Below are 21,775 nucleotides of genomic sequence, written 5' to 3'. Positions count from 1 at the left end.
CTTTCAGGGGGCGAAAAGGCGTTGTGAGGGAAAAATGCGCACCTTTATGGCGCTGCAATTTGGTGCGCCGACTCTTTTTGGTGCGCGGATGATTGCGTGTACGATAACTGGTTAAACCTTGAGCAATTTCCGCTATAATCCGCGCCCCCCTTTTTTGGTCGGCACCTCGCGCTCCGTTTCCATGAAACTAATCGTTAAAGTTTTCCCTGAAATCACCATCAAAAGCCCCCCGGTGCGCAAGAAATTCATCCGGCAGTTGGGCAAGAACATTCGTACCGTGCTCCGTGAACTGGACACGGACATTGTCGTGGGTGGCGTATGGGACAACCTTGAGGTCGAAACCCGGCTGACCGACCCCAAAGTGCTGCAGGGCATCAGGGAGCGGCTGAGCTGCATGCCGGGAATTGCCAATTTCCTGCAGGTGGCCGAGTACCCGCTGGGCGATCTGGACGACATCGTTGCCAAGTGCAAACTGCACTATGCCGACCTGTTGCCCGGCAAGATGTTCTCAGTGCGTTGCAAACGCGCCGGGCGCCACGATTTCAGCTCAATGGATGTCGAGAAATACGTCGGCAGCAAGTTGCGGATGCAGTGTGGTGCTGCCGGAATCGAGCTGAAAAAGCCCGATCTGGTCGTACGGATGGAAATTCGCGACCAACGGTTGTTCGTCGTTCATGACCAACATCAGGGCATGGGCGGTTACCCGCTGGGTGCGCTGGAGCAGACACTGGTATTGATGTCCGGCGGGTTCGATTCGACCGTTGCGGCCTACCAGATCATGCGCCGCGGCCTGATGGCGCACTTCTGCTTCTTCAATCTGGGCGGACGTGCCCACGAACTGGGCGTAATGGAAGTCGCGCACTTCATCTGGAAGAAGTACGGAAGTTCGCAGCGTGTGCTGTTTGTCAGCGTGCCGTTCGAGGAAGTTCTCGGAGAAATTCTGCAGAAAGTCGATAACAGTCATATGGGTGTAGTTTTGAAGCGTATGATGTTACGCGCTGCATCCGCCGTGGCTGATCGTCTTGAAATCGATGTGCTGGTTACCGGCGAGGCTATTTCTCAGGTTTCCAGCCAGACGCTGCCAAACCTGTCACTGATCGACGCGGCGACCGACAAACTGGTCCTGCGGCCGCTGGTGGCCAGCCACAAACAGGACATCGTGGACCTGGCGACTGAAATCGGCACTGCTGATTTTGCCCGGCACATGCCTGAATATTGCGGGGTGATTTCGGTCAACCCCAAGACCAACGCCAAGCGAAATCGCGTTGAGTACGAAGAAAAACAGTTCGACATGGCGATTCTCGAGCAGGCGCTCGAGCGCGCAAAGCTGGTTTCGATCGATCGGGTCATCGACGATCTGAGCCGCAATGTCGATATAGAAGAAGTCAGCCAGGCGCTGGCCGGTCAGGTCATCATCGACATCCGTCACCCGGATGCCCAGGAAGACCAGCCGCTGCAAGTGCCCGGCGTGGAGATACAGACGTTGCCGTTCTACGCATTGAACAGCCGTTTCAAGGCACTGGATGACACGCGCCAGTACCTGCTGTATTGCGACAAAGGCGTCATGAGTCGCCTGCATGCTCACCATTTGCTCAGTGAGGGGCATGCCAATGTGCGCGTATATCGACCGAGCTAAGTGCCCGGGGCTGTTTGCCTGTGGCTTGCGTCACCGGCCCCCCGACACCAGTCGTCATGCCGTAACGGCTTTTGCCGACTCGAAATAGTTAATCGCTGCCTTTAAACAGTCAGCAGACCGAATCCTCTGATCGAGATACACAAGTGATCGAAAATCTACGCAACATCGCCATCATTGCTCACGTTGACCATGGTAAGACCACCCTGGTAGACAAACTCCTGCGCCAGTCCGGCACACTTGAGCGCAACGAGCTCAACGACGAGCGCGTGATGGACTCCAACGACCAGGAAAAAGAGCGCGGTATTACCATTCTCGCGAAGAACACCGCGATCAACTGGAATGGCTACCACATCAACATCGTGGACACCCCGGGCCACGCCGACTTCGGTGGTGAAGTAGAGCGCGTGATGTCGATGGTCGACTCCGTACTGCTGCTGGTCGATGCCCAGGACGGCCCTATGCCGCAAACCCGTTTCGTGACCAAGAAGGCGTTCGAAGCCGGCCTGCGTCCAATCGTGGTCATCAACAAGGTCGACCGTCCAGGCGCGCGTCCGGACTGGGTTCTGGACCAGATCTTCGACCTGTTCGACAACCTCGGTGCCACCGAAGAACAGCTGGACTTCAAAGTCGTCTACGCCTCGGCCCTGAACGGTATTGCCGGTCTGGAACACACCGACATGGCTGAAGACATGACCCCGCTGTACCAGTCGATCGTCGATCACGTTCCTGCGCCAAAGGTTGACCGTGACGGCCCGTTCCAGATGCAGATCTCGGCTCTGGACTACAACAGCTTCCTGGGCGTCATCGGTGTTGGCCGTATCGCTCGCGGTCGCGTCAAGCCAAACACTCCGGTTGTCGCTATCGATGCCGAAGGCAAGAAGCGTAATGGCCGTATCCTGAAGCTGATGGGTCACCACGGTCTGCACCGTGTGGACGTTGAAGAAGCAGCTGCCGGCGACATCGTCTGCATCAGCGGCTTCGACCAGCTGTTCATCTCCGACACTCTGTGCGACCCGCTGAATGTTGAAGCGATGAAGCCGCTGACCGTCGACGAGCCGACCGTTTCGATGACCTTCCAGGTTAACGATTCGCCGTTCTGCGGCAAGGAAGGCAAGTTCGTCACCAGCCGTAACATCAAGGAACGTCTGGACAAGGAACTGCTGTACAACGTTGCTCTGCGCGTTGAAGAAGGCGACACCGCCGACAAGTTCAAAGTCTCCGGCCGTGGTGAGCTGCACCTCTCGGTTCTGATCGAAACCATGCGTCGCGAAGGCTTCGAAATGGGCGTTGGTCGTCCTGAAGTGATCATCCGTCGCGTTGGCGAAGTCAAGCACGAACCGTACGAAAACGTGACCATCGACCTGCCGGAAGAATCCCAGGGCGCTATCATGGAGCAGATGGGTCTGCGTAAAGGCGACCTGACCAACATGGTTCCGGATGGCAAGGGCCGTGTTCGCCTCGAGTACAACATCCCGGCCCGTGGCCTGATCGGTTTCCGTAACGAGTTCCTGACCCTCACCTCCGGTGCAGGCATCCTGACCTCGATCTTCGACCGTTACGACGTGATGAAGTCCGGCGACATGTCCGGCCGTCAGAACGGCGTTCTGGTTTCGGTTGAAACCGGCAAGGCACTGACCTACTCCCTGGAAACCCTGCAAGCGCGCGGCAAGCTGTTTGTCGAGCACGGTCAGGAAATCTACGGTGGTCAGATCGTTGGTCTGAACAGCCGCGACAACGACCTGGGTGTGAACCCTACCAAAGGCAAGAAGCTCGACAACATGCGTGCTTCGGGCAAAGACGAAACCATCGCTCTGGTTCCACCTGTCAAGTTCACCCTTGAACAGGCTCTGGAATTCATCCAGGACGACGAGCTGTGCGAAGTCACGCCGAAGTCCATCCGTCTTCGCAAGAAGATCCTGGACGAAAGCGGGCGTACCCGCGCTGCCAAGAAAGCCAAGGCTTGATACCTGCCCTGCGCTGAATAAAAAACCCCGGTCGAGAGACCGGGGTTTTTTTTGACCTGCTGATCACCGCAATGAGGTTCAGGGCTTGATATCCAGGGCCTGCCGCTTTCCGGCCACGGGTGCCAGCAGCAGTTCGATCCGCTGTTTGCGGATCCCGTCGGCAGCCGCTTCGGCCAGTGCCGCGTCGGTGATGATGGTGTCGAACTGCTCGAGTCCGGCCACCTTGTACATGCCGAAGGTGCCGTATTTGGAGCTGGTGGCGATCAGTACCGTCTGCGATGCAGACTGCATGGCGGCCTGCTTGACCTCGACCTTCAGCGCCGACGGCGTGGTGGTGCCGCGTTGCAGGTCCCACGAGCTGGTGGACATGAAGGCCACGTCGGTGGCCAGTTGCCGCAAAGTGGCTGCAGCGAGCCCGCCGACGCTCGAACGGTTCGGGTGATCCAGCAGGCCGCCTGTGTGGATCACATCCACATGCGCAGCATCGGCCAGCGCGTTGACCACACCAAAGTCGTTGGTCACTACCGTCATGCCTGACAACGCAATGATATGCGGCACGATTTCCAGCGTGCTGGTGCCTGCGTCCAGGTAAATCGTCATGTCCGGATGCAGAAGCCCCGCTGCGAGTCGCGCCATGCCTTGTTTGTGCGGCAGCTCGACAACCGCCTTGGACTGGTGGCTGGGTTCGCTGTGGACCTGGCTGGCGATACGCACGCCACCTGTGACCGAATAGGCACGGCCTTCCTGTTCCAGTTGGGCGATATCGCGGCGGATGGTCATGTGCGAGCAATCGAACATCTCCATCAACTGATGCACGCTGAGCACCTGATGCTTGCGCAACTGACGCAGCATCAGCTCCCGGCGCTGATCAGGAATCATAGGTGTACCGCCGGAAATGGCGATCTCCTCTTCAGTGGACATTCGTACTCCTGTACATCAATGAGCCGCCTCAGGCAGCAGACGGTCCGCGCATCTTAGCCAATCGCTTCGGCAATGGAAGCGGCGACCGGCGTTTTTTGCGTGGTGCGGCTCATCCTTGCATCCGTCGCTGCCTAACTCATCCAGTTGCCACCATCGACATTGTAGGTCTGCGCCACCACGTATTCGCTGTCGCCAGAGGCGAGAAAGATCGCCATGCCGGTCAGGTCATCCGCCGTGCCCATGCGTCCGTAAGGCACCTGTTCGCCCACTTGTTTCTTCTTCTCGCCCAACGGCCGGTTTTCATACCGGGCGAACATCGCATCGACGCCGTCCCAGTGTTCACCGTCGACCACGCCCGGTGCGATGGCGTTGACGTTGATGCCATGCCTGATGAGGTCCAGACCGGCTGATTGCGTCAGGCTGATAACCGCCGCCTTGGTCGCGCAGTAAACTGCCACCAGCGCTTCGCCGCGGCGACCGGCCTGGCTGGCCATGTTGATGATCTTGCCGCCGTGCCCCTGGGCAATCATTTGCTTCGCCGCTGCCTGCAACGTGAACAGCGTGCCGGCGACATTGATTGAAAACAGCCGCTCGTAGCTGTCGCGGTTGATGTCGACGATCGGGGCCAGATCAAACAGCGCGGCGTTGTTGATGAGGATATCCAGCTTGCCGGTCTGCGCGACCACTGTGGCGATGGCCTGATCGATGGACGCCTGTTCCGTCACGTCCATCCTGACTGCATAAGCGTTCGGGTCCAGCTCGGTTGCCGTGGCCTGTGCGCGCTCCAGATTGATGTCGGCAATGGCTACACGAGCACCTTCCCGAATATAGGCCTGTGCAAAGGCGCGCCCTATGCCCCGCGCCGATCCGGTGATCAGCGCGCTTTTACCTTCAAGTCGTTTCATGGTTCATCATCCGTCCAATACAGTTGAGGGCTGCCGCTTTACTTCGGATAACCGGCGCGTTTCATCTCGCGCTCGGTGACCGCCTGTGCAGCAGTAAGCGCCTGTTCAGTGGTGCTCTGGCCGGTCACGGCGGCCGAGAACAGCTTGCCGACCGAGGTGCCGATGGTCTGAAACTCCGGAATCGTCACGTACTGGATGCCCACGTAAGGCACGGGTTTGGCCGAGGGGTGTGCAGGGTCGGCGTGTTGCATCATTTGCAACGTGACCTTGGCGAACGGCGCGGCTTTCAGGTAAGCCTCGCTGTAGGTAGAAGTCCGGGTGCCAGGCGGTACATTGCTGATACCGTCTTTCTCGGCGACCAGCTGGATGTAGGCCTTGGACGTCGCCCAGGTGATGAACGTCCTGGCTGCTTCCTTGTGCCTGGAGGTGGCCGGTATCGCCAGCGACCAGGCATAGAGCCATGACGAGCCCTTGTCGGTTACTTCGACCGGCGCAGGCGCAAAGCCGACGCTGTCGACCACCTTGCTCTGCTCCTTGTCGGTGGTGAACGAGCCGGCCACGCTGGCGTCCACCCACAACGCGCATTTACCGCTGTTGAACAGTGCGAGGGTTTCGTTGAAACCGTTGCTCGACACGCCCGGCGGGCCGTAGTTTTTCAGTGTATCGACGTAAAAATTCGCCGCCTTGCTCCATTCCGGGCTGGTCAGTTCCGGCTTCCACTGCTCATCGAACCAGCGCGCGCCGAACGCATTGGCCATGGTGCTGAGCAGCGCGATGTTCTCACCCCAACCGGCCTTGCCACGCAGGCACATGCCGTAAACACCCTTGTCGGGCTGATGCAGCTTCGCGGCGAATTCGCCCAACTGCGTCCAGGTCGGGTGTTCGGGCATGCTCAAGCCTGCCTGCTTGAACAAGTCGGTGCGGTAATAAGTAATGGTGCTTTCGCCGTAAAAGGGCAGGGCATAAAGCGTGTCCTTGACTGACAAGCCTTGGCGCACCGAGGGAAAGATGTCCTCCAGATCGTAGTCCGGCGCAAGACCGGTGATCGGCTCCAGCCACTGTTTTGCACCCCATAGCGGGGTCTCGTAGGTGCCGATGGTCAACACGTCGAACTGGCCACCCTGCGTGGCGATGTCGGTGGTCAGGCGCTGGCGCAGGACGTTTTCTTCCAGCACTACCCAGTTGAGTCTGATGTCAGGATGTTGCTGCTCGAAGATTTTCGACAGACGCTGCATGCGGATCATGTCACCGTTGTTGACGGTGGCGATCGTCACGGTTTCGCTGGCCTGAGCGGCCATGCCGATAAGGGCGACGGACACGCCCGCTGACAGAAAAAGCGCTTTCCGGATGTTCATCTTATGGCACTCCATCCCGCGCCTTGACTGGCGGGAGTCATTGTTTTTGTTGTTGGCCACGGCCCGATCACCATGGTGGACGGCGTGATTACAGCAGCCTGTCGAGACCTGAACAAACGCATGGCGAATCATCGGCTGATACTTTTTTAACCGAAGCCTGCCCGGCTGTCCGAAAGCAAAAAAGTATCAGCGCCGGATTCAGTGCGCGCTAGCATTCGCCGAACAGGGCAGCGTATGTTTGGGTGTCCACAGAGCATTCATAACGATAAAAGGGGCATCCAGTGCCTGACAGTCGAGCTGCCTTGTTCGAGCAGCGTCCCGCCGAGTTTGAAGTCATTCTGCCGCAGCCCGATCACTGCTTTCGCTGGTACGAGCATGACTATCCGTACGCTTTGGCGCGCTGGAACCACCATCCTGAGTTTGAAATCCATCTGATCCGCCAGGGCAGCGGCAAGCTGGTGGCCGGTGATTATATTGGCGAGTTTGGTGCAGGCCATGTCGCCCTGATTGGTCCCGATCTGCCCCACGACTGGATTGGCGATCTGGCCCCCGGCGAGCACCTGGCCGGGCGTGATGTGGTGCTGCAGTTCGACGGCGCGGCCTTGCTTGCACTGCGCGGCACGTTGCCGGAACTGGGCGACTTGCAGCGTCTGTTCGAGCAGGCGCGTCGCGGTCTGCAGTTCAGTGGGGAAACAGCGCTTCATGCGGCGCAACTGCTGGAGGGCGTAGGCCCGGCACAGGGCTTGGAGCGCCTGATTCTATTTCTGCAATTGCTCGACACTCTGATGAAAGCGCCCGTGCAGAACGTTCATCTGCTGGCCAGTGCCTGTTACGCCCCGACGCTGGATGCGCGCAGCTCCGAACGGATCAACAAGGCGTTCGACTATCTGTTGACCGAGCTGACCAGTGATATCCGGCTGTCAGTGATTGCCCGGCGACTGGACATGAGCGATCCGGGCTTTTCACGCTTCTTCAAACGCACCACCGGACACTGCTTCATTGACCTGATGCGCAAACTGCGGGTCCAGCGTGCGTGCCGGTTGCTGTTGCAAAGCGAGATGTCGGTGTCGGACATCTGCTTTGAAGTCGGCTACGCCAACCTGTCCAACTTCAACCGGCATTTCCGCGTAGAGATGCAGCAGACGCCCAGTGAATACCGGCGCGCCGCTGCAAGTGTCTGATCAGTGCTGTGCCGGGTCTTGCGCTTGCGGGGCGCGTGTCACGGCATGCACCAGCTTGCCGATGGTCAGGCCCTGCAAAAGGATCGACAGCAACACCACGATGTAGGTGATGCTCAGCAGCAGGTCGCGCTCCGGCCCGTTCGGCAAGGCCAGTGCCAGTGCAACCGAGACGCCGCCGCGCAAACCACCCCAGGTCAGGATGCGGATTGTGCCGTGCGGCACCTTGCGCCAGCGTCGCAACAGCAGAATGGCCGGGGCCACGGTGACAAAGCGCGACAGCAGAATCGCCACGGCCAGCAGGCTGGCTGCAATCAGGTGTTGCCATGAGAATGGCAGCAGCAACAGCTCCATGCCGATCAGCGCGAACAGCAGCGCGTTGAGCATGTCATCCAGCAGCTCCCAGAAGCCATCCATGTAACGACGGGTCATGTCGTTCATCGCCAGATTGCGCCCCAGGTTGCCGATGATCAGCCCGGCCACGACCATCGCAATCGGGCCGGATACGTGCAGCTCAGAGGCCATCGCCGAGCCGCCGATCACCAGCGCCAGTGTGAGCATCACCTCGATCTGATACTGCTCGATGCTCTTGATCATCAGGTACACGGCGTAACCGATCAGGCCACCGAACAGCACACCGCCCGCGGCTTCGTGAACGAACAGCAGAGCGGTTTCGCCCACCGTCGGCGTCTCGCCGAGCTGCGCGATACCCAGCAGAACAGTGAACACCACCACTGCGGTACCGTCGTTGAACAGGCTTTCGCCGACAATCGTGGTCTTGAGGGGCTTGGAGGCGTTGGCGGTACGCAACACGCCGAGCACCGCAATCGGGTCGGTGGGCGAGATCAGCGCACCAAACAGCAGGCAGTACAACGGGCTGACGTGCCAGCCAAACAGGGCAAAGATCCAGTAGGCCAGCGCGCCGATCACGGTGGTGGCAATCAACACACCGAAGGTTGCCAGCAGGCCGATGGGCCAGCGGTAGCTTTTCAGGTCGGCAAGGTTGACGTGCAGAGCACCGGCGAACAGCAGGAAGGACAGCATCCAGTTCATCAGCAGATCGCCGAAGTCGATCTGACCGATCAACTGCTGCACGCGGTCTTCCAGGCCGGGAAAGCCCAGAAAGCTCAGGCCTTGCAGAAGCAACGAGAACATCAGCGCCGTGACCATCACGCCAATGGTGGGAGGCAGACCGATAAAACGATAATTCACATAGGTCAGCAGCGCGGTGAGGCAGATAAAACCAGCAGCAAGTTCAAGCATCCGTCATTCCAGAATCCGTAAGTGCAGTGTCTCGATCACCGTAACCGAGCCTGTGTTGGATGGACCGGATCTACCTCCAGACACATCGCGACACGCCACAGTGGGGTTTGCGTTGACCACGCAGATGCGGTGATGTTGCAAAAAGTACGGAATCGGCGCACGAGAAAAGCTTGAAAGCGGGGAACACGCGGAGCGTTGCAGACGCAAAAAAGTCAGCCCGGATAACGGTCCGGGCTGACGGGGGATGTAACGGTGGGTGGCCTCCCTGGCAGGTTCAGAATCATTGGCTGTTTCTGCACCCGCTCAGGATTTGGTACTGCACGGTGTTCAGCTTGCCTTTGGAGTCCTCGTAGGTCATCAGTTTCGGCATCACGCTGCAGGTTTGCAGATCCGGAGATTTGCGAATCACCTTGGCGACGTCCAGCTTCATTCCGTACGTGTACTCCTTGATCTCAGGCATCGGCTTATTGTGGGTGGCGGCATACTTTTGCACGCTGGCCTGGTGTTCTTTGATGACCGTAGTGGCTTTGACTTCATCAGGGCTGTAAGCATAAGCGCTGAGCGGCGAAAGTATAACCAGAGCCAGTAATAACGATTTGGCGGTGCGCATTTTCTTTTGTCTCCGTTGGAAGTTGACTCGACCTTAACAAGTGCCCGTTAACCGGAACGTGGCTGAAACATTACAAATCGGTCATCTCGCAGATGTCAGCTTTCTAACAGTATTGTCATTGTCCGCTCACCTTCCTGTTAGCTCTGCGCACGTAAGCTTGTTTCATCCCTGGCGAGCACAGCGCTCTCAGGAACGCCTACACACCCAAGAGGTAATGATGATGAAACTGATCAAGTCGATGGTCTTCGCCGTAGCTGCCTTGTCTGCCACTGCAGCCTTCGCCGACGACGGTAACGAGTTCGCAAGCCCTGCTGCCGACAAGATGCGTCTTGCACAGGAATTGCGCTTCAAGGAACAGAACAGCAGCAACAAAGCCGAGCGGTACGTCAATTCAGACGACAACGCCAAGGCCGAGCGGTCGACCAAGTCCGAAGGCTGAAGCCGTTGACGGTTGACCCGTTGCACCCCCATTCGCCCTTTGTAGCAGCTCCCTGCTCCTTTGGTCGGGGCGAATCTTTAAGCGTCCTCCGGGGCGCTTTTTTTATGCCTGGCAAGAGAATGTCGGGTGCATCGGTCAAAGCGTGTTTTATTTTTATAAAGCCAAGACGACGCTGTCGCGCGCTTCCTTTCATATTTGTAATTCTGCCGTCACCTCGACGTTATCTTCGCCCCTTCAAGATGGTGCCCCGCTGGCAGCTCTCGTACCTATAAAAAGAGCCAGGTCGACACGTTTAAAACAATCTGCCGATTAGACGGAGCGCACATGAATCAACTCAGAACACTGTCCCTGGCCCTGTGCTCGACACTTGCGGGTGTAGCACCGGTTGCGGTAATTGCCGAAGAGCAAAAAGAAGGCTTCATTGAAGGCAGTACGCTGACCGTACTCAACCGCAACTTCTACATGAACCGCGACCACCGTAACGGCGAGTCCAGCCCGACCGGCAGTGGTTACTCCGAAGCGTGGGCGCAGGGCATTATCGGGCGATTCCAGTCCGGTTTCACTCAAGGTACGTTCGGCGTTGGCGTCGATGCCTTTGCCATGATCGGCATCAAGCTCGACACCGGTGACGGGCGAAACGGCGGACGCAGCGCGTTTGACGTGCTGCCGGTCGACGGGGAGGGCAATGCCCGGGACGAGTACACCAAGGTGGGTGGCTCGCTGAAAGCCAGAGCCTTCAACACCGTGGTGAACGTGGGCGATGTCTTCCCGTCCACACCGGTAGTCGCGTTCGGCGACTCTCGTCTGCTGCCTGAAAGCTTTCGCGGCGTCACAGCAATCAACAACAGCATCAGCGGCCTGACCCTGCAAGGCGGTCGCCTGCACGCCATGAGCCAGCCCGTCTCCAGCAACCTGCGCGACGGTTTCGTTACCTTCTACGGCGGCGCGGTCGACTCGCCCTGGGTCGCCTACTTTGGCGGCGACTACCAGGCTACCGACGCGCTGAGCCTGGGCCTCTACACCAGCCGACTCAAAGACGCCTGGGATCAGAAATACGCCTCCGCTGCCTATGTACTGCCGCTCTCTGACGATCTGGCACTGACCGGCAGCCTGAACTATTACAACGCCACCGACGAAGGAAAAAAGCTGCTCGGCGAATTCGACAACGACATCTGGAGCGCAAAAGTCGCCCTGCAATACGGTGCACACACCCTGTCGCTCTCGCACCAGCGCAACGAAGGCGATGACGATTTCGACTACCTCAGGCAGTCCGACTCCATCTACCTGGCCAACTCCATCCAGTACAGCGACTTCAACTCACCCAAGGAGCGCTCCTGGATGGTCACCTACAACCTCGACATGTCCACCTTCGGCGTGCCCGGCCTGTCATTCATGACCCGCTACGGCAAAGGCACCGACGCCGACTACTCCAACGCCAACAACACCTACATGCGCCGCGACGCACAAGGCAACCCGCTGACCGACCAGAAACGCTGGGAGCGCGATATAGAAGCGAAATACATTGTGCAGACCGGATCACTGAAAGACCTGTCGCTGCGCGTGCGTCAGGCGACGACCCGGGCCACGGCGTTCGAGTCTGATCTGGATGAGGTGAGGGTGATTGTGGAGTATCCGTTGAGTGTGCTTTGACCGCACACCATGCGTCTCCAACAGCATCAATCAAAGCGTCCTTCGGGACGCTTTTCGTTGTACGGTGCCTTTGTCCGCACGCGTTCTGGAACTGCAACTTCGTTTCGGTCACTCAGTGAGCGCTCAAGAGCCGGGTTGATGCATTGCCGTTGCTCATTTGAAATCAACAACGGCGCTCAACTGGAAGAGAAGGGTCAATGGCGGTTACCAAAGCAGTCTTCACCGAGGGCTCGGTGTTGCGGCATGTTGTGTTCATGACCAGCACCAGTGCGACCAGCCTGTTGTCGATCTTTCTGATCGAAGTGCTGACCGTGGTCTATATCGCGATGCTGCGTGACGACAGTTTGCTGGCTGCGTTCGCGGTGGCCAAGACCCTGCTGTTCTTCCTCATTTCGATGATCCTTGGTATCGCCGTGGCGGTCTCTTCAACTGTGTCGAGAGCCTTGGGCAGTGGCGTGCCGGATGAAGCCAGACGCCTCGCCAGCAGTGGTTTGCTGCTTGGCATCATGGCTACCATTTGTGGCGCTGCGCTTGAACTGGTGATTCTCGATCAAGCCATCCGCATGCTGGGCGCAGAGGGCAACAGTTTCGCAGCGACGCGTGAGTATCTGTGGCTAACCCTTCCGGCTTCGGTGCTGGTCGCTGTCGAGCAGCTATGTGTGCAGATCCTGCGCAGCGCAGGCTTCGGCAAACAGGCGATGTGGACCCTGCTGACGGCGACTGCCGCCGTTGCCATCGCAGATCCGCTGCTTATTGTGGTGTTCGATCTGGGCCTGGTGGGTGCCGGCGTCGCCTACCTGATATCGAGCCTGGTATCGGCCTGTCTGGGGTTTTACTACGTCCACCGAGTCGCCCGCCTGACCTGTCGAATCAGTCTGACGCACCTGTCTGGTGACATCAGCAACATCGGCCGAACAGCCGCGCCCGCAGTCGTCGGCAACCTGGCGACGCCGGTGGGTATGGCCTACGTAATGGCTGCGATGGCGCCATTCGGGTCTCAGGCACTGGCGGCTATCGGGGTGATCGACAGGGTCATTCAGGTAGCGTTTTGTGTGGTGTTTGCCTTGCCCGGCGCGCTGATCCCGATACTGGGGCAAAACCTCGGCGCAATGAACACAGCCCGCGTATCGCAAGCTGTGAAAACCACTTACGGGTTGTTGATCTGCTACGGCGCAGCCACCTCGCTGCTGCTGATTCTGTTGGCTGAGCCGTTGGCCAGACTGTTTCATGTTACCGGCGAAGGTGTGCTGGTGTTTTCCGCATTCTGTCGCTGGGGCGGCCTGCTCTGGACCCTGATAGGACTCCAGTTCATCGCCACCTCCATCTTTCTCAGCGTAGGAAGGCCGATGTACGTAACGCTGTTCGGCTGGCTACGCGCTAGCCTGGGAACCGTACCGTTCGTGTGGTACGGCGCACAGGCATTTGGCAGCGTCGGGGTGATGCTCGGGCAGCTGCTGGGCAACACAGTAGTGGCCTTTTGTGCCTGCTGGGTAGCCCATCTGCTCATGAAAAAGATATCGAGCAACAAGGCCAACTCCATAGGGAACCGATCCTTCCATCGGGGTAACTCATAGCCCACGCTTTGCCCACCCTTCGCCGCCGAGGGGGAAGGCAGGTCGTACAGATAATCAAAAAAAATGGACTATAGAGGACTCTCATGACTGCCTACGATGTAGAAAAGGAATGGAGCAGAATTTACAATACTGCCGCTAAAACCCACCAGAACAATGACTTTGAAGGTTTCACCTACCAGGACTTCAGAACACATGTACCGATCATGGACAAGGAAGGCTTTACGGCGCAGACCGAACGCTGTCTGGAACGCAACGAGCGAAACTGCCTGATCGGCTTTACCAGCGGCACCAGTGGCAACCTCAAACGCTGTTATTACTACTACGACTGCGAAGTCGATGAAGACAGCTCACGCTCCAACGTCTTTCGCAGCAACGGCTTTATTCAACCCGGTGATCGCTGCGCCAACCTGTTCACCATCAACCTGTTTTCTGCCCTGAACAACATCACCACCATGATGGCCGGCAACTGCGGTGCGCATGTAGTGTCGGTGGGTGACATCACCCTGCTGACCAAGAGTCACTTCGAGGCACTCAACTCGATCAAGCTCAACGTACTGCTTGGCGTACCATCGACCATCCTGCAGTTCATCGATGCCATGCAACAGCACGGCGTGCACATCGACATCGAAAAGGTCGTCTTCAATGGTGAAGGCCTGAAAACCTTCCAGAAGAAAATCATCAGGGAAGCCTTTGGCGAACAGGTTTCCATCGTCGGTGTGTATGGCAGTTCCGAGGGCGGCATTCTGGGTTTCACCAACAGCCCTTGCCACACCGAATACGAGTTTCTGTCCGACAAGTATTTCATCGAAAAAGAAGGCGACAGCATCCTCATCACCTCGCTGACCCGCGAGAACTTCACACCGCTGCTCAGGTATCGCCTGGGAGACACCGCTACCCTTTCGATGAAGGGCGACAAGCTCTACCTGACTGACATCCAGCGAGAGGACATGAGCTTCAACTTCATGGGCAACCTCATCGGTCTGGGCATCATCCAGCAGGCGATCAAACAGACACTGGGCCGCTCCCTGGAAATCCAGGTCCACCTGTCAGTGACCGAAGCACGCAAGGAACTGGTGACCGTTTTCGTTCAAGCCTCGGAAGTCGATGAAGGCGAACGCACCCGAATCGAAACAGCCATCGCCGATATCCCGGACATCAACGAGGCGTATCAGAAAGACCAGGGCAGCGTTTCGGTCCTGCGCAAGGATGCCAGAGACTACGCCGTCTCGGAGCGAGGCAAAATGCTCTACATCATCGACCGCCGAAACTGAACGGCTGATGTGAAGGCATGAACACGCTGCACCGACGGGGTCTTTGGGCTGTGTGGGTGCAGTTGGCGATGCGAGGTTGATCGCGCCAGTTCAGCGACAAGTCGTATTTACTGCAGCTTGCGACCGACTGAGGTGCTGGATGAGTTGATGCGCTACGAGATGCCTCAACGAGTCGGATGGGTTGTGGCAGGGTGGTTGCGTACTGCCAGGTCTTGCGGCCCAGAGCGTCATAGCCAAAGCAGGTGCGATAGATCTCGCGGTGCAGGTCGTCGCGCTCCATGTCGCTGATCAACTGACCATCGAGGTTCAGTTGATGCAAGTGACCGCTGCCGTAATACAGGTGATTCAGGTGCTGGCCGGTGGGAAGGGGCAGCGTGGTCAAGTTGCTGAGCGGATCGTAGTCGTAGGTCAGCGCGTCTTAGGCGCAATGTTCTTGGCCAGTCGCCCCAATTAACCTACGGTGTAATGTTAATCAGTTAGCTGGCTATCAATATGACTCTCTAACAACGCTAAATCAAAATTACTGTCCTTAATTATTTTCTTGTTAGAGATTATTTTCTTAAGTAAGTCTTTTTTTGAATTTTTGAATTTTTGAATTTTTGAATTTTTGAATTTTTGAATTTTTGAATTTTGCATGATGGCGCAATGTATAAAAATAGCAGGGTATGCATAAATGTTTGGGGCGTCATTCACGTCTTGAATTGTGCGTTCGCTTGCAGTTATGCAGCCTGCGATTTTTGGTATGTAATCTTCTTCAATAATTTGTCTGATATGCTTGATTATAGCGACGGCATCTTCAGGGGACGGTGTTTTTAATACGCCACCACTCACCAGTGTGAGTTTTTTATCTTCTATTTTCAATGTGGTATAAGCGCTACACGTTTTGTTCAGTAAGTTGCTTTTGTAGGGGGCAATAAAGTTGGCAGTACATTCGAAAATAGGTCCGCCGAAAACGTGCCAGCCGAGATAGTAGCCATTGGCGTTGGTAAGGTGTTCCAAATAAAGTTCGGCAACATATGCTTTTTCAAACTTAAATTTTAGTTTGTTTTTATATGCAAAAATTTTTATTTTTTCTGTGCCGATTGACTTGGATGGGTCGATGGCTTTAAGCTCTTTTAATAGTTACTTTTCAAATATTTTTCTGTTTTCCAAGCTCATAAAATCACCTATATTTTAATATGCTAAAGATCGCATTGTGAGTTGCTCCTTTGCCGCCCAGTTCAATGCCGCGCTGCCCTTTAGTTTCAACTTTAAAGTCCCTGCAATTCCTGTTGATTGCTTGATGACCCCCCGCCTAAGTAAATAGTGGTGTTGGCAGGTGTGGACATGTTGTATATGTTTTCTGCTTTTTGGTTTTTTGTGAACCCGCCTGATCTGTGTTTTACTTCAAATACGTGAATTACACCATTTTTATCTTTGGTCACGAAGTCAGCACGTATTCTGCTACCGTTAACCTTCATTTTCAGTTCTTCTGCAAGTACCTCGTAATTATTGCGCTCAAGATCAAGTTTGGCTTTAAGTCGTCCTTTTTCACCACTTGCAGCACTCTTGCAAAAACCCCAAGGATCAACCCACCCATAAGGATTGGGCGCATACAGATAGAGATTATCCCCACCACTCAACCCAATCGGATCCTGCGTAATAAACCGCCCGATCTCCGGATCGTAATACCGAAACGTGTTGTAGTGAAGCCCCGTCTCCACGTCGAAATACTGACCCTGAAACCTCAGGTTCTGCTCGACCTCGTTCACCGCCAGCTGCTTGATCAGCCCCCACGGTGCGTACTTGGCCTGCCAGACGATGTGCCCTTCGGCGTCGGTCATCTCCAGTGGGGTGCCGATTTGGTCGGTGTGGTAGTAATAAACCTTATTTTTATCCTCGCCTTCGCGTTGATCAACACGCGCGAGCGGCGCATAGCTGCCGGGTTCGTAGAGGTACAGGCTGCTCTGCTCGGGGCTTTTTGCGCAGATATCAAGGATCAATCCACCCCCAAACTCCTAAGTTCTGATGCATTTTCCTTCTTAGGAGAGTCCGGCCACATATAATGTATTATCGATTAATTTAATATGAAGAACCACGCCATAAGTAACAGGCTTATCTTACTCATGGCCTCCATCTTCGTAGCTCTCAAATTCCCAAAGGCCAAGTCTTGATACTTTTTTTGAAACCTCATTCCAATTCGCACCTGAACAACTCAGCAAGAATTTCTCAATGGTGTGAATGATTTTCTGATAATTGTACTCTCGGACAATAATATAATGCATCCCTACAAGGACCTCATCCAGTCCGAGTTTTTTTTCAATCCACTTTGGAGTGCATACCTCAATATCAAATGATTCCTCCCCATCTTCATCTGCTGGGCCGATCATCGCTTGAAGGAGAAAGCTAAAATCATCCGAGCATTCTGGATGGTGATTTTCAAGATTGTAAATGTCGGGGCTATGAACCCGCTTTAATTTTGCGTTCATGATTTAGTCCGTGATGTCCAAATGAGCATTTGACTGCCACTTCTTTGTCTCTTGACCTGGAAACCTTTGCTCAAAATTCGCCTGAGTTCCTTTCTGATATGGTTTGTAAGTAGGTGGTCTATACTGCCTCAAGCCATTCTCACTAACTAACGTTTTTCCATCACTAGCTACTTTATATCCATCACCAACCCAAGCTTTTCCCATAACGTCTGCTTGTTCTCTTGTGCCAGAGCCAATGCCGAAATTACCTTTCCCTTTCGTGGCCTCAGTGAGTTTGCCACTCAGTTTTGCCCAATCGCCTGCTACTCTCGCACCACCCGAAGAACTATTGCACAAACCCCAAGGATCAACCCACCCATAAGGATTAGGCGCATACAGATAAAGATTATCCCCCCCACTCAACCCAATCGGGTCCTGCGTTATAAACCGCCCGATCTCCGGATCGTAATACCGAAACGTGTTGTAGTGAAGCCCCGTCTCCACGTCGAAATACTGACCCTGAAGCCTCAGGTTCTGCTCGACCTCGTTCACCACCAGTTTCTCAACCGCACCCCACGGCCGATATTTGGCCTGCCAGACGATCTGTCCTTCGGCGTCGGTCATCTCCAGCGGTGTGCCAATCTGGTCGGTGTGGAAGTAATAAATCCTGTTCTCCACCTCGCCGTCTCGCTGATCAACACGGGCGAGTGGCGCATAGCTGCCCGGCTCGTATAAATACAGGCTGCTCTGCTCAGGACCCTCTTCACGCAGCAGCCGTAATCCCTGCCAGAGAAAACGCTTTTGGTCGGTCTGCCCCTTGATCTCCGACTGTTTGCCAACACGCCTGCCCAGGCTGTCGTACTGGTAGCTGCTGGTGCTTTCCACCTGGCTGTTGGCCATGGTTTCGGTTTTGATGAGGCGGTTTTCGCTGTCGTAGGTGAAGGTCTGCCAGCGTACGATGCCGACGATTTTCTCGACCAGATTGCCCCACGCGTCGTATTTGTATTCGTGGTTGCTCCATTGCTTGATGCGGTTGTCTTTGACGCGGTCGAAGCGGCTGGTGTTGAAGTTCAGGCGGTTGCCAGCGTCGTCGTAGCGAAAGGCTTCGCCCTCAAAGCGTTTTTCGGGGTTGTGTTCAAGCAGGCGGCCGTTGGCTTCGTACTCGTAGGTGACCTCGCCACGCAGTTTGTCGAGGGTGCGGCTCAGTTCGCCGGCCGGGTCGTATTCGTAGCGGCGGTGGATCGGGTTGTAGGTGTGCTCGACGTAGCGCTCTGGTTTTATGAGCGGGTTCTGTATCTGCGACAGTTTTTCAGCGGGCAGGGTGGTTGCGTACTGCCAGGTCTTGCGGCCCAGAGCGTCATAGCCAAAGCAGCTGGTGAGTTTGCCCTGGGTGCGATAGATCTCGCGGTGCAGGTCGTCGCGCTCCATGTCGCTGATCAACTGACCATCGAGGTTCAGTTGATGCAAGTGACCGCTGCCGTAATACAGGTGATTCAGATGCTGGCCGGTGGGAAGGGTCAGCGTGGTCAGGTTGCTGAGCGGATCGTAGTCGTAGGTCAGCGCGCCTTGCGGTGACGTCTCCTGTGTCAGACGGCCCAGAATATCGTAGGCAAATTCCAGTTTTTCAGCGATGACACCGAGTTTTCTGCCGCCATCGGTGGGCGTGCGCTGAATGGACAGCAGGCGGTCGCTGTCATCGTAGGTAAAATCCTGACGAGCGTCGTTGTTGAGTCTGGCCAGCAAGCGGCCAATCGGGTCGCGCTCGAAATGCGTGCTGCGTTGTGGCCGTTCACCTTTTTCGCCGTAGCCGATTTCCTCGACCTGTGTCAGGTGTCCGCCGAGGTTGTAGCTGAAACGGCGGGTCAGCTGGTCGATGCGCTTTTCTTCGGTCAGCCGGTCGGAGTCGTCGTAGGCAAATGTGTAAGTGGCGGCGTTTTCATTGGTCAGTGTGGCAAGACGCAGGGCCTTGTCGTACTGGTAGCCCACGATCAAACCCTTGGGGTCCTGGCGTCTGATCGGCAGGCCACGGGCGTTGTAGGTGAAGCTCTCGCGGGTACCGTCCGGATGATTGATGCGCAGCACTTCGCCGCCGGGTTTGCGCTCCATTGTGGTGGTTTCTGATTCGGTTTTTAAAGAGCTGGTTTTAATATCCAGGATCAATAACTACAGTTTCAATATCAAGAACTAGCAGAGATACAATCAAGGCTGCCTCCTCGACTCTATGGAGTAACTACAGCTAGCGCTGCTCCGAACTCACCATGTAAATTTATTTATTCGGTGCAGGGTATTTCTACAAGGGTAAATCCCTTGAGTTTGCGCTCCAGGATACGCTCTTTTACGTGCTCGCTGACAATGATGGTTTGCGGACTTTCCAAAATTCTAAACATGTCATGCTTAATGGTCGACACGTTTTTGAGCGCCATTTTATAAACTACATATCCATTAGGTCCTTGGTCGTATTTTGATTTTTCTTTGTCCAAATGATTTTCTAATAGTGTAGTTACGAAAAAACCTACCAGACCTTCTTGAGGCGATTCCAGTTTTAATGGTTGTTGTTTTTTTGTGCATTGCAGTGCTTCTATCGCTTTTTCGGAAGCTATAAGGATGGGCCTAAAAAAAGTATATATGTCAGATAAAGGCCTTTTCTTGTGGTCATCTTCGTTGTACTTGACTTTGAAGGCTTCATCACCTTTCAGTTCTACCTTGCCGTATGCCAGCTGGATTGCAAATTGTTGAAGGCTATTTGAGCTGTCTCCATCAATCAATGTTTTGTATCTATCGTCTTGAGTGATTTTATAATATTTCACAGTGTCACCTAAATAAATTGGCCCACTTACTGTCACGAGAGGCTGCAAGAAGCTCGCTACGTATGTTGTCTAAAGTCTTCATTACCATTGGTTTGCCTCCTGCTTGATCGGCGGCAATTATCATTTCGTTCACATTCTCAAAGTAGACATTGGGATGTTTCCCATTATGTGCTATTCCGGGCAGATTAAAGTCTGTGTTGTTCCTGTTTGGTAAGAATACACCATTAGCAGGGTCGTCAATATCAATTTTATGTTTAGCCATTATTCTTCTTGCGGGCTCCGCTAACTTCGATGTGTCTCCGACGATATGGTGTGCTGCTGAGTTGGCTGGTCGTGCGATGCCACTATTTACCATTCTGGAACTTAAAATCTTAGAACACAGTCCGAGAGGGTCGATTCTGGATGTTGAATTAACAGCATACAGATAGAGATTATCCCCACCACTTAACCCAATCGGATCCTGCGTAATAAACCGCCCGATCTCCGGATCGTAATACCGAAACGTGTTGTAGTGAAGCCCCGTCTCCACGTCGAAATACTGACCCTGAAACCTCAGGTTCTGCTCGACCTCGTTCACCACCAGCTTCTCAACCGCACCCCACGGCCGATATTTGGCCTGCCAGACGATCTGCCCTTCGGCGTCGGTCATCTCCAGCGGTGTGCCAATCTGGTCGGTGTGGAAGTAGTAAATCCTGTTCTCCACCTCACCGTCTCGCTGATCAACACGGGCGAGTGGCGCATAACTGCCCGGCTCGTAGAGGTACAGGCTGCTCTGCTCAGGACCCTCTTCACGCAGCAGCCGTAATCCCTGCCAGAGAAAGCGCTTCTGGTCGGTCTTACCCTTGATCTCCGACTGTTTGCCAACACGCCTGCCCAGGCTGTCATATTGATAGCTGCTGGTGCTTTCCACCTGACTGTTGGCCATGGTCTCGGTTTTGACCAGACGGTTTTCGCTGTCGTAGGTGAAGGTCTGTCAACGCACGATGCCAACGATTTTCTCGACCAGATTGCCCCAGGCGTCGTATTTGTATTCGTGGTTGCTCCACTTTTTGAGGCGGTTGTCTTTAAGGCAGTTGCCTCTCTAATTTCAGTAAAAATCTACCTTGTCGATAAGTTCTTATAGAGATACAAGAAATATTCAATTATAAAATTAGTCGTTTTTGTTATAGATAACTATCTTGCTGCCTTTGTTATCAAAAAAGATACTATTGACCGCGTCGCCAGAGTAGTCAACAAATAACCTAATGCCAGGTATGCTATTGCTTGAAAAAGTTGTGATTTCCACAATTTTCATATTTTCCCACTTGTAACGATAACTCCAAAATTCCGAATCCGAGTCTATCCTGCATGCCCTAATAGGCAGCCCTTTTTCAAACTCGACAGCCTTCAACCAATTAACTTCTCCGAAATTATTTTTTCTAATAGAGTATCTTATTCCACTGTCTGTCTTTGTTGACTCTATTTCACTGAGTAGCCCCATCCTATCGAAGGATTCGACTCTAATTAAAGTGTTGCCTAAAAAATAATTTTTATAAACATTCTTTTTGTTTTTTGGTTCGTGAGCTAAAAATTCGGCAGGCTTCACGCCTGACATTTCTAAGTCTAAAGGTATAATAGAGCATGCAGGCCCCTTAGACCAAGAAACCTTATAGTCTAGGTTAGTATTAAATGAAAAAGCTTTTTGGAAGTCATTATTTTCCAAGTGCTCCAAAGTCAAATTTTTAAATGCTATTAAGTCATCATGGCTCATTGGGG

General features: G+C 54.7%; 16 protein-coding genes and 4 pseudogenes. 7 read left to right on the top strand and 13 right to left on the bottom strand.

Going from position 1 to position 21,775, the window contains the following annotated elements:
- The first annotated feature begins 181 nt into the window (after positions 1 to 181).
- Both thiI and typA read left to right on the top strand, forming a co-directional pair.
- Positions 182 to 1,636: a tRNA uracil 4-sulfurtransferase ThiI gene (thiI, locus tag MME58_RS24635; RefSeq protein ID WP_055006082.1), complete on the top strand. Its 1,455-nt coding sequence runs from the start codon at positions 182 to 184 to the stop codon at positions 1,634 to 1,636.
- A gap of 143 nt (positions 1,637 to 1,779) precedes the next feature.
- A complete protein-coding gene (gene typA, locus MME58_RS24630) occupies positions 1,780 to 3,600 on the top strand; it encodes a translational GTPase TypA (protein ID WP_055006078.1) in 1,821 nt (606 codons plus the stop codon).
- Positions 3,601 to 3,678: 78 nt separating this feature from the next.
- Here typA and MME58_RS24625 read toward each other — a convergent pair whose 3' ends face one another.
- The 3 genes from MME58_RS24625 to MME58_RS24615 all read right to left on the bottom strand — a co-directional run bounded on the left by MME58_RS24625 (position 3,679) and on the right by MME58_RS24615 (position 6,724).
- Positions 3,679 to 4,521 carry a DeoR/GlpR family DNA-binding transcription regulator gene (locus MME58_RS24625; RefSeq protein ID WP_054988530.1) on the bottom strand — a complete coding sequence of 281 codons (843 nt, stop codon included), beginning with the start codon at positions 4,519 to 4,521 and terminating at the stop codon, positions 3,679 to 3,681.
- A 131-nt stretch (positions 4,522 to 4,652) separates the two neighbouring features.
- Entirely contained in the window at positions 4,653 to 5,426 is a 774-nt protein-coding gene (locus tag MME58_RS24620) for an L-iditol 2-dehydrogenase (RefSeq protein WP_055006079.1), read from the bottom strand.
- Between the two features lie 38 nt (positions 5,427 to 5,464).
- Complete coding sequence (locus MME58_RS24615; protein ID WP_371913028.1) at positions 5,465 to 6,724, bottom strand: ABC transporter substrate-binding protein; 1,260 nt, start codon at positions 6,722 to 6,724, stop codon at positions 5,465 to 5,467.
- Positions 6,725 to 7,062: 338 nt separating this feature from the next.
- On the opposite strand from MME58_RS24615, the gene MME58_RS24610 reads away from it, so the two are divergent.
- Positions 7,063 to 7,962, top strand: coding sequence for a helix-turn-helix domain-containing protein (locus MME58_RS24610; protein ID WP_055006080.1), 900 nt, complete (start codon positions 7,063 to 7,065; stop codon positions 7,960 to 7,962).
- Here the strand turns inward: MME58_RS24610 and MME58_RS24605 are convergent, their stop codons facing one another.
- Positions 7,963 to 9,222, bottom strand: a complete 1,260-nt coding sequence (locus MME58_RS24605; protein ID WP_054988534.1) for a cation:proton antiporter — start codon at positions 9,220 to 9,222, stop codon at positions 7,963 to 7,965.
- A 280-nt stretch (positions 9,223 to 9,502) separates the two neighbouring features.
- The gene (locus tag MME58_RS24600) at positions 9,503 to 9,832 is read right to left on the bottom strand and encodes a DUF2790 domain-containing protein (protein WP_054988535.1); all 330 of its coding nucleotides are present in this window, start codon (positions 9,830 to 9,832) and stop codon (positions 9,503 to 9,505) included.
- A 214-nt stretch (positions 9,833 to 10,046) separates the two neighbouring features.
- Here MME58_RS24600 and MME58_RS24595 point away from each other — a divergent pair, with 214 nt between their 5' ends.
- The 4 genes from MME58_RS24595 to MME58_RS24580 all read left to right on the top strand — a co-directional run bounded on the left by MME58_RS24595 (position 10,047) and on the right by MME58_RS24580 (position 14,766).
- Positions 10,047 to 10,271 (top strand): hypothetical protein, encoded by a 225-nt coding sequence (locus MME58_RS24595; protein ID WP_054988536.1) that lies wholly within the window; start codon positions 10,047 to 10,049, stop codon positions 10,269 to 10,271.
- Between the two features lie 324 nt (positions 10,272 to 10,595).
- The gene (locus MME58_RS24590; RefSeq protein WP_054988537.1) at positions 10,596 to 11,921 is read left to right on the top strand and encodes an OprD family porin; all 1,326 of its coding nucleotides are present in this window, start codon (positions 10,596 to 10,598) and stop codon (positions 11,919 to 11,921) included.
- A 197-nt stretch (positions 11,922 to 12,118) separates the two neighbouring features.
- Positions 12,119 to 13,495 (top strand): MATE family efflux transporter, encoded by a 1,377-nt coding sequence (locus tag MME58_RS24585; protein WP_054988538.1) that lies wholly within the window; start codon positions 12,119 to 12,121, stop codon positions 13,493 to 13,495.
- A gap of 83 nt (positions 13,496 to 13,578) precedes the next feature.
- A complete protein-coding gene (locus tag MME58_RS24580; RefSeq protein ID WP_054988539.1) occupies positions 13,579 to 14,766 on the top strand; it encodes a phenylacetate--CoA ligase family protein in 1,188 nt (395 codons plus the stop codon).
- A gap of 184 nt (positions 14,767 to 14,950) precedes the next feature.
- Here MME58_RS24580 and MME58_RS27910 read toward each other — a convergent pair.
- From MME58_RS27910 to MME58_RS24540, 8 genes and pseudogenes are all read right to left on the bottom strand, one after another.
- Positions 14,951 to 15,216 (bottom strand): annotated as a pseudogene (locus MME58_RS27910) (hypothetical protein); the annotation flags it as partial.
- Between the two features lie 18 nt (positions 15,217 to 15,234).
- Positions 15,235 to 15,765 (bottom strand): hypothetical protein, encoded by a 531-nt coding sequence (locus MME58_RS24570; RefSeq protein ID WP_241409108.1) that lies wholly within the window; start codon positions 15,763 to 15,765, stop codon positions 15,235 to 15,237.
- A gap of 539 nt (positions 15,766 to 16,304) precedes the next feature.
- Positions 16,305 to 16,727: pseudogene (locus MME58_RS27625) on the bottom strand (RHS repeat domain-containing protein); the annotation flags it as partial.
- 138 nt (positions 16,728 to 16,865) lie between these two features.
- Positions 16,866 to 17,234, bottom strand: a complete 369-nt coding sequence (locus MME58_RS24560; RefSeq protein WP_055004830.1) for an immunity 8 family protein — start codon at positions 17,232 to 17,234, stop codon at positions 16,866 to 16,868.
- Positions 17,235 to 17,237: 3 nt separating this feature from the next.
- Positions 17,238 to 19,334, bottom strand: a pseudogene (locus MME58_RS24555) (RHS repeat-associated core domain-containing protein); the annotation flags it as partial.
- A gap of 149 nt (positions 19,335 to 19,483) precedes the next feature.
- Positions 19,484 to 20,020, bottom strand: coding sequence for a hypothetical protein (locus MME58_RS24550; RefSeq protein WP_055006042.1), 537 nt, complete (start codon positions 20,018 to 20,020; stop codon positions 19,484 to 19,486).
- 4 nt (positions 20,021 to 20,024) lie between these two features.
- Positions 20,025 to 21,089, bottom strand: a pseudogene (locus MME58_RS24545) (RHS repeat-associated core domain-containing protein); the annotation flags it as partial.
- A gap of 81 nt (positions 21,090 to 21,170) precedes the next feature.
- The gene (locus MME58_RS24540) at positions 21,171 to 21,770 is read right to left on the bottom strand and encodes a hypothetical protein (RefSeq protein WP_054988542.1); all 600 of its coding nucleotides are present in this window, start codon (positions 21,768 to 21,770) and stop codon (positions 21,171 to 21,173) included.
- Positions 21,771 to 21,775: the final 5 nt, after the last annotated feature.

It is taken from the genome of Pseudomonas syringae pv. tagetis, from assembly GCF_022557255.1.
In the GTDB taxonomy this organism is placed as follows: Bacteria; Pseudomonadota; Gammaproteobacteria; order Pseudomonadales; family Pseudomonadaceae; genus Aquipseudomonas; species Aquipseudomonas caricapapayae.
Note: the sequence above shows the minus strand (reverse complement) of the source record. Positions and strands in the feature narration are given on the sequence as shown.